Raw genomic sequence first — 5,588 nt, 5'->3', positions numbered from 1 at the left:
GCTGTAAGTTTTTAGACAAAAACGTGAACAAGGTTCTTGCTTCGATTCGGTTTCAGACTCGATCTGTTACGAAACTTGTTCTCGTTTCTGTCTATTTCCTGACAGCCCCGACGAAGCAATCCAGACTGCTTCGCTTCGCTCGCAATGACGATCATTCCTAAACATCGCACCGGCTAAAACACCGTGCCGTCGCTGATCACCTTGAGTGGCGGCGAGCCGTCCGGGCGGCGCGCGAAGGCGAGCTTGCGTCCGGCCGCCCAGGTGCCGCCTTCGAGAATTCTTGCCAGCGGCAGGCTTTCGGCGTCCTGACCGAGCCGTTGCCGGATCACCGCCGCGAGGCGATCAAGCAGGGCCACGGTGAGAGCGCGCCATTCGACCACGACAGGCGAATCCACCGCGTGGGCGCGCGTGGCATCGTCGGCATCGCGCAAGCTTAGCACGCCGCCATCGACGAACAGGCCGCCATTGCGGTATTCGGCCAATCCCGTCAGGCCGTCGATATCGACCACCTCGAGTCCGGCACGCTGCAGCGGCTCGATCAGCGAATAAGTCATCCATTGCGACAGCTTGTGCAGCGGCACCAGCCCGCTCGTGGTGTCTTCGGTCACCAGCGCCGGATGCCGCCAGCAATCGCCGAGCGCGACACCGTCGAGGGTGATGCGTGACGGCCAGATCGGCCCGAGCTGGATCAAGAGCTCCGACAGGATCGTTGCGGCTTCGATGCAGCCGCCATTGGCGCGTGCCACCAAATGGTCGAACAGGCCGCCCGGACGCGCGGCATCCTTGATCGCGAACACCTCGGGCTTGCGCGCGATGAGCTCGCCCAGCCGGCGCAACAGGGCGACGCGGCCTTCGAGTCCGATCAGCGGGTTGTCGGCGCTGACCTGAAAACCCCGTTCGAGATCGCCGACCGACAATTGGGCGAGCCTATTCGCATCGACGCGCAGCGGCTGATCCGCGCGGTCCGAGAACGCGCCGCGCGCGAACATATCGAGGCTGGCCAGCGCCAGCCCCTCGGAGCGGCCGATGCGCTGGCCGGTCATTGCATCGTGATAGCGCCAGGCGGGCCCGGCGCCGGCGTCGAGCAGCACGCTTGATATGGCGAGATCGAACGCGGCGCGGGCGCGCGCCGCCGCGTCTGGCCACGTCACCTTGTCGGCGATCGCGACCCAGCGATCGACGCCGCCGATGACAAAATGGCGCCAGCGCGAATGGAAAGGGATATCGCCATCAGGATAGGCCGCGTGCGTCACCGCGAGCACGAGATCCGCGGTCGCATCCAGCTTACCCAGATCGACTCGAAAATGTGGCAGCCTGTCCTGAAGACCGAGCGCAAGCATCCTGTGCGCCCGCTCGCGCACCGCACTGGCCGACAGAAGCGAAATGGCCTCATTCATGGCGCACGTCGATCAGTATTTTTCCAGCGAGCGCCCGACGGTATCGTCGAGCTCTTGCGGCTTCTGCGGCTCGAGCGAGAAATAGCCGGCGGCCTTCTTGGCGGCCATCTCGACATGCGCATCGGCCGGGATCAGTTCATCTGGGATCGGCACGCGCTCGACGATCTCGACGCCCTGGCTGGCCAGCGCGTCATACTTCATGTCGCTCATCGAGACGAAGCGGTCGATCCGGGTGATACCCATCCAATGGATCACGTCCGGCATCAGCTGCTGGAAGCGTGCGTCCTGCACGCCGGCGACGCATTCGGTGCGCTCGAAATAGGCCGCCGCGGCGTCGCCGTCCTCCTGCCGCTTGCGCGCGTTGTAGACCAGGAATTTGGTGACCTCGCCGAGCGCGCGGCCTTCCTTGCGGTTGTAGACGACGATGCCGAGCCCGCCGGTCTGGCCGGCGCGCACACATTCCTCGATGCCGTGGATCAGATAGGGCCGGCAGGTGCAGATGTCGGAGCCGAACACGTCAGAGCCGTTGCATTCGTCATGCACGCGGCAGGTGATCCGGGTGCGCGGATCCTGCAGCTTGTCGACGTCGCCGAACAGATAGACCGTGGTGCCGCCGATCGGCGGCAAGAACACCTGCAGGTCCGGCCGCGTCACCAGCTCCGGATACATGCCGCCGGTCTGCTCGAACAGGCTGCGGCGCAGGCTGCTCTCGCCGGTGCCGAAACGCTGCGCGACACCGGGCAGGTACCACACCGGATCGATCGCGATCTTCGTCACCGAAACGCTGCCATTGGCATGAACGACGTCACCGTCGTTGACAAGGCGCTTGGCCGCGAGCGCGGCATGAAGCTCGGGCAGGTCGAGCCGCGCCTTGGTGACGGCGATGGTCGGACGGATATCGATGCCTTCGGCGATCTCGGCGCCAAAGTTCTCGGCCACCAGATGGCCCCACGGGTCGAGGGCGACGATCTTGGCCGGATCGGTCCATTGCGGGAAGGGGCCGATGGTCGCGGCCGGATAGGTATTGGTGAGATCAGGGCGGCGGATTGGATCGAGCGCGCCGGCGGACACGGCCAGCGCGCGATAGACGGTATAGGAGCCGCCATGGCTTCCGATCACATTGCGGTCCTGCGGCCGGGACACGGTGCCGATGATCGGGCCGCGCTCGCGTGCCGTCCCGGCGCCCCATTGCAGGGGGAAGTTATGCTTGGCGCCCGGCACGGGATGCGAGGTGAGCCGGATGTGATCAGTCCGATTGGAGCGCGTCATTGCAGGGCCCCTGGCAGCAGAGCATCCCCCAAAACAGCAACGGCCCGCCGAGATGACGGGCCTGACTGGGAAGAGCAAATAGTTTCCATGCAGCAATATAGCAGCTTTTGCGCCGAAAACAAGTGTATCAAGCTACATCGCGGCGGTCGACGCAGGTGCAAAAACCGGACTCATTTGCGGGTAAATGCGGGAGAGGCGGCGCGCGTGCAGCGTTTCGGTTTCCTGAACGAAGTATGACGAATGCGTAGTAATCCGGTGACACCGGCGGCATAGCATTTGCTTTTCGTGAGCCCATGAGAGGGGGGCGCGCTCACGATGACAACGGTAACTTCAGATGGACCTGATCATTCGCAACGCAGCGCTCTGGCAGAACAAGCAGCTTCGCCGCGCCGATCTCGGCATTGCCGGCGGCACGATCGTGGCGATCGAAGCGTCGTGCATGAGCGCAGCGACGTGCGGGCTTTGCCTATGTAATCCCGGATATCGCTACGCTCGTCCGGGCTACGGAACTGCGCTTGACCGTTGCTAACAACCTCGACAGACGCCACCGTCTTTGTGTTTGGCTGAAACGCTCGGAACAAACACAAAGACCGCCGATAGGTTATAGGGCGCCGGCAGATTTTCAGGGACAGGCGGGAAGGGCTGAATGCGACGGAGAGCAGCCAGAATGCTCGCTTCATCAGCTGCGGAGGCCACGTTCTTAGGCACGCCGGCGTTCAGCAGCTTGCCCTCGCGACCAATGGTAAGATCCATCTGTATCTCGGCCCCTCGTGCTTTCAAAGATTCCGGAAATGCCGAAGAATGCGCGGATACATAAATAGCGATCTTTTGCTCGAAAGCCGGATCACCCGCCGGCGCAAGGGATGATCCAAACAGCACGACCAGAAAACAAAAAATCGATAATCGCATTGCACGCTGCCCGGTGAACCAGGCGGGCTGTAGCTCACGTAACGAACCCCGTCGCGAAATTTTAAGCTGGCGACCGACCCCGACAATTGCCTTGCCGGGGTCGTCTTCGTCATCGATGATCAATCCGCCTCGTAGCCGTAGACCTCCGGCAGGATGAAGATCGCAGCCAGCAACCCGATCAGCGGGAAGATCGCCACGAACAACGTTGCGTTGGCCTGGCCGATCGCGGTGAACAGCGACGGGAACAGGAAGATCGCCAGGAACGAGGGCAGCTTCACGAACATGTAGGCGAAGCCGGACGCCGTGCCGCGATAGCGCGGGCGCGCCACCATGGTCGGGATCGTCATGCAGTTCGAAGCATCCCAATAATGGCCCCACAGCATGCCGGCGGCGGCGAACGGCAGGACATATTTGTAGTCGAGGTAAAGTGCGGCCGCGGCGATCAGCAGCGAGACCAGCACGATGCTAAAGCCGGCGATGCCGATGCCGCGATGGCCGATCTTCGGGGTCAGCAGCGGCCCGACCCAGCCGGACACGGCAGCGAGGCAGAACAGCGCCATCGTGACGAGGTTATTTCCGAGCACGCTCGAGACGCCCACCATGGTGAACAGCACCGGCAGATAGAACGCGAAGGTAGAGAACTCACTGCCCTGGGCGAAGCAGGCGATCCAGCCATAGAGCGTGGCGCGCCAGCGCACCGGATCCTTGCGCAAGTCGGCAATGAAAGCCGCGGTCGACGGCTTGGGCAGCACGACGTCCCGGTTCGGCAGCATGGCCAGATCGTCGTCGTACATCTGCTTCGCAACGGCCTTTGCTTCCTTGAAGCGGCCCTTCTGCACCAGCCACACGGCCGTCTCAGGCACATCGTGGCGCAGCAACAGGATGATCAGGGCCGGCACGGCGCCGAGGCCGAGCACGATGCGCCACACCCACTGATGGTTGACGTCGAACACCAGGAACACCGCGATCACGGCCAGCGTCAGCACCTCGCCGACGGCGAACATGAACTGCCAGCGGTTACCCATCACCTCGCGCTCGCCCTTGGCCATCGATTCCATGATGTAGGTGTAGCCGGTCGAGATGTCCGAGCCGAGCGGGATGCCGAGCAGGAAGAGGATGATGATCAGCCAGGTCATGCTAGGCACGACAGCCTGCGCCAGCGCCAGCACGATGAACATGATCATGGTCGACAGGAACATGACGCGGCGGCCGATCTTGTCCGACAGCCAGCCGCCGATCAGTGCGCCGATCAGCGCACCGCCCTGGGTGCCGGCAGCGGCGAGCCCGAGCTCCAGCGCGCCGGGATTGTACTGCTCCTGGACGAAGATCAGCACGAAGGCGATCGAGTAGAGATCCCAGGCCTCGACCAGGATCGAGGCCATCATCAGCCAGCCGACCCGGTTGCCCTTCGGGCTGTAGTTCTTCACCCGATAACGTACGGCGCTGTCGATCGCCGCCTGCGGCGGCAACGGATCATTGGCGGTGATGGTACGCATGTCGGTCCTCTTCGTTCACGTGATGATTTGCAGTTCAAATGAGCGGCAGCGGCTCGATGTTGCAATCGAGCAGGCCGGGATCGATGCCGGTGGTCATGTCGGCGAACATCTGGTCCATGAAGTCCATCAGCGTGTCGCGGGCCTTCACCGGGGCGGATGCGCGCTGGCCAGCGACGGCCGCGAGAATGGCGACGTGGCGGTCGATGGTGCCGGCGAGATCATGGTCCGGCAGCAGCCGGTGATAGATGAAGCCGATGCGGCGATAGATCGTGTGCAGCGGCCGCATCGTGTGCGCCAGGAACGGCTCGCCGGAGGCGGCGAGCACCAGCGCGTCGATGCGGCGGTCGAAGTGGTTGAACTCGTCGATCGACACGCCGGCGCGCCGTTCGCTCAGCACGCGCTCGATCTGCTGCATCTGGTTGCGGTGCGAAAGGCTGGCGCGCTCGGCCGCAAGGCGGACGACGAAGCGCTCCATGTCGCGGCGCAGGCCCAGCAGCAGGCGCTCACGGGCGAGATC

The 5,588-nt window shown here is 63.6% G+C and carries 6 protein-coding genes; 1 reads left to right on the top strand and 5 read right to left on the bottom strand.

The window, feature by feature from the left end; all coding sequences use genetic code 11:
* Positions 1 to 173: 173 nt before the first annotated feature.
* Both WA702_RS21850 and WA702_RS21845 read right to left on the bottom strand, forming a co-directional pair.
* Entirely contained in the window at positions 174 to 1,397 is a 1,224-nt protein-coding gene (locus tag WA702_RS21850) for a URC4/urg3 family protein (protein WP_425112631.1), read from the bottom strand.
* A 12-nt stretch (positions 1,398 to 1,409) separates the two neighbouring features.
* Positions 1,410 to 2,666 (bottom strand): GTP cyclohydrolase II, encoded by a 1,257-nt coding sequence (locus WA702_RS21845; RefSeq protein WP_425112630.1) that lies wholly within the window; start codon positions 2,664 to 2,666, stop codon positions 1,410 to 1,412.
* A 334-nt stretch (positions 2,667 to 3,000) separates the two neighbouring features.
* Here WA702_RS21845 and WA702_RS21840 point away from each other — a divergent pair, with 334 nt between their 5' ends.
* Positions 3,001 to 3,195: a hypothetical protein gene (locus tag WA702_RS21840; RefSeq protein ID WP_425112629.1), complete on the top strand. Its 195-nt coding sequence runs from the start codon at positions 3,001 to 3,003 to the stop codon at positions 3,193 to 3,195.
* On the opposite strand, the gene WA702_RS21835 is transcribed toward WA702_RS21840, so the two are convergent.
* From WA702_RS21835 to WA702_RS21825, 3 genes are all read right to left on the bottom strand, one after another.
* Complete coding sequence (locus WA702_RS21835) at positions 3,192 to 3,698, bottom strand: TonB C-terminal domain-containing protein (protein WP_425112628.1); 507 nt, start codon at positions 3,696 to 3,698, stop codon at positions 3,192 to 3,194. The two genes, WA702_RS21840 and WA702_RS21835, sit on opposite strands and share 4 nt — an antisense overlap.
* Entirely contained in the window at positions 3,695 to 5,071 is a 1,377-nt protein-coding gene (locus tag WA702_RS21830) for an MFS transporter (RefSeq protein WP_425112627.1), read from the bottom strand. The genes WA702_RS21835 and WA702_RS21830 overlap by 4 nt, the downstream gene beginning before the upstream one ends.
* A 34-nt stretch (positions 5,072 to 5,105) precedes the next feature.
* The coding region (locus WA702_RS21825; RefSeq protein ID WP_425112626.1) for an FCD domain-containing protein at positions 5,106 to 5,588 on the bottom strand (483 nt) is incomplete at its 5' end.

The sequence above is a fragment of the Bradyrhizobium sp. genome, assembly GCF_049798375.1.
Classification (GTDB): domain Bacteria; phylum Pseudomonadota; class Alphaproteobacteria; order Rhizobiales; family Xanthobacteraceae; genus Bradyrhizobium.
The sequence above is the reverse complement of the archived record's forward strand: the minus strand, read 5'-3'. Positions and strand labels throughout refer to the sequence as shown.